At 46.1% G+C, this 2,378-nt stretch carries 3 protein-coding genes; all 3 read right to left on the reverse strand.

Translation table 11 applies throughout. The features are described from left to right. Positions 1-25: 25 nt before the first annotated feature. Positions 26-1,579, reverse strand: coding sequence for an IS66 family transposase (locus tag FNH22_RS31610; RefSeq protein WP_143402541.1), 1,554 nt, complete (start codon positions 1,577-1,579; stop codon positions 26-28). A gap of 62 nt (positions 1,580-1,641) precedes the next feature. Continuing rightward, positions 1,642-2,001: an IS66 family insertion sequence element accessory protein TnpB gene (gene tnpB, locus FNH22_RS31615; RefSeq protein WP_255518213.1), complete on the reverse strand. Its 360-nt coding sequence runs from the start codon at positions 1,999-2,001 to the stop codon at positions 1,642-1,644. Between the two features lie 4 nt (positions 2,002-2,005). Next, positions 2,006-2,320, reverse strand: a complete 315-nt coding sequence (locus FNH22_RS31620) for a hypothetical protein (RefSeq protein ID WP_143402543.1) — start codon at positions 2,318-2,320, stop codon at positions 2,006-2,008. Between the last annotated feature and the right edge of the window lie 58 nt (positions 2,321-2,378).

A 2,378-nucleotide genomic window follows, 5' to 3' on the forward strand; every position in this document is an offset into this window, starting at 1 on the left:
CGTATCCGTCCGAGGAACGCGTGGGTTAATCTTCTGTCAAGCCTTTGTATTTCTCCCAGTTGTTCGGTAGTAGCTGATAGAGCTTCTTATGTTTGATGGACTGGATCCTTTCGTAAACATCTGTAAGCCATTCCGACTCATTGATGTTATTCTTCTTGCAGGTGGCCATGAAGGAATACATGGCAGCGGTCATCTCGGCTGCATCATGTGATCCTGCAAACAAGTAATTCTTTCTTCCGATAGCCAATGGCCTGATGGTATTTTCCACCAGGTTATTGTCAATTTCAATCTGCCCGTGTTGTACATAGGCACACAAGCCCTTCCATCTGGGCAAGGTATAGGCAATGGCCTGGCCCAATGGGCTTTTAGGCAAAACCTTATGGGCGTGCTCCCTCATCCATTCTTTGATCTTCTCCAGGACCGGGGCAGCTTCCTGTTGCCTTCTGCGTGTGCGCTGCATCCAGCTAAGGCCTTCATCACGCATGTCCTGCTCTAATTTGTAGAGCTGTTGCATAAGTTCCAGTACCGCAGAGGCTTTTTCTTTATCATACTTAAGGGCATCAACAAACTTTCGCCTGGCATGGGCCATGCAGTAAACCAGCATAATGTGGGCACGACTACCGAATAAAGTTTCATAAACACTATAGCCATCGGTTTGAAGGATACCACTGTAATCCTGTAACATTTCTTTTGGCCCACTCTTGTCACGTCCCTTCCGGTAGTCGAACAACACCAGTTTGTCGGCCGGAGCATTATATACCCACATGTAGCCTTTATGGATACCATTCTTGCTGTTCTTATCCTGTACTTTGATGGGTGACTCATCTGCCTGTAAATATTTCTGGTTAATTACCAGCAGTTTTAACAACTCCCACAGGGGAACCAGATGTTTCCATCCTTTCATCATCCAATCCGAAACTGTAGAAGCTGGTATATTGACCCCCAGCCTTCGGTATTTGTCTATCTGTCGGTGCAGCGGCAGTCCATATACGTATTTATCAAGGGTCATCTGGGCAATCAGCCTCTCAGAAGGGATGCCTTTATCAATAACCCGCTCAGGAAGCTGACCGGTAACTATGCCCTCACCATTAGGTTTGGCATACTTTGGCCGGATATAACGCTTCACATAAAACTCGGCCGGGATAAGGTCCAGCACCTCTGTAATATCTTCCCCGATACGAACGCAGTCACTTACATCCCCCTCTGGTTCTATGACAATATCTTCTCTGCGCAGGTTTTCAGGCAGTACCATGCGGCCTGTTCCTTTGGCACGTTTCTTTGGTGTTTTCTTCTCTGGCAGATCGGCTACCTGTTCTGAAAGCCCTTCTTGTTGTTCCTGGGTGGTACCCAGCTCAAAAAGGCTCATTTGGGAAACATCGGTATGGTCAACAGGAAGCTTTTCACTTTTACTGCCGAAAAGATACCGGCGAAACTTGTCCAACTCGAAGCTAAGCTGAGTGATCTGCTCTTCTTTTTGAGCTAAAACTTCCCGCTCCGCAGCAATTTGTTCTTCTTTTTGGGATATGGTCAACAGCGACTCCTGGTAGAGTTTTTTATAGTCTTTTGCTGTGTTTTCCATACCTCTAAAATAGGTATAAAAGTGGTTTAAAAGCTACTTAAAGCCACTTTTTGTAAGAAAAATTAATGTTTTTTTAGACCCTTTCTAAGGCATTGTAACGCTTGCGCATGCGCACCGTTTTTAACATTACCCCCTGTACAGAGAAAGCTCAGTTGGTGGCTGGTGATGCAGATATCTTCACCCTGTGGCCATTCAAAAGTGCCCTGCTCCAGCTTTTTGATGTACAGCGCAAAGCCGTCCCTGTCCCACTGAAGCAGCCTGACCTGATTGGCCCTCTTACCAATAAATACAAATACATCCCCACTCAGCGGGTCTTGTCCAAGTTCATTGCGCACCAGCCCGGAAAGAGAGTAAATACCAAACCGCATGTCGCATGGGGAGCGGTAGAGAAAATAACGACAGGTATGGGTTAATACCAGCACGATATTATTCCACTAGTGTTTTTAAAAAATGTGCTTCTAAGGGGGGGTGCAATTCCAGTCTGGCCCCGGAAGGATAATGGATCACTGCTGTAGCCCCCTGACCATGGTTTTCAAAGGCGACATCTTCTATGGCAATGGGACGGAAACCGATAGGTTGGTCCTTTGATGGCTTTGAAATCACTTTCCCCAATTTACTCGTCCAATAATAAAAAGTAGTTGGACGGATCCCATTCCGGGTGGCAAAAGCCGTTTGGCTTTCTCCTGACTCTTTCCATTGGCGGTAAAGAATACGCATCTGTTCCTGATCATGTCTTTTCATGACACAAGTTTATCGCTTTTTACCACTCCCTCAAATATGGATTTTATCGGACGGATAC

It is taken from the genome of Fulvivirga sp. M361, from assembly GCF_007097395.1.
GTDB lineage: Bacteria > Bacteroidota > Bacteroidia > Cytophagales > Cyclobacteriaceae > Fulvivirga.

Excerpts from the sequence above, each read along its gene's own strand:
- FNH22_RS31610 (WP_143402541.1), bottom strand. The coding sequence starts at position 1,579 with ATGGAAAACACAGCAAAAGACTATAAAAAACTCTACCAGGAGTCGCTG.
- FNH22_RS31620 (WP_143402543.1), bottom strand. The coding sequence starts at position 2,320 with ATGAAAAGACATGATCAGGAACAGATGCGTATTCTTTACCGCCAATGG.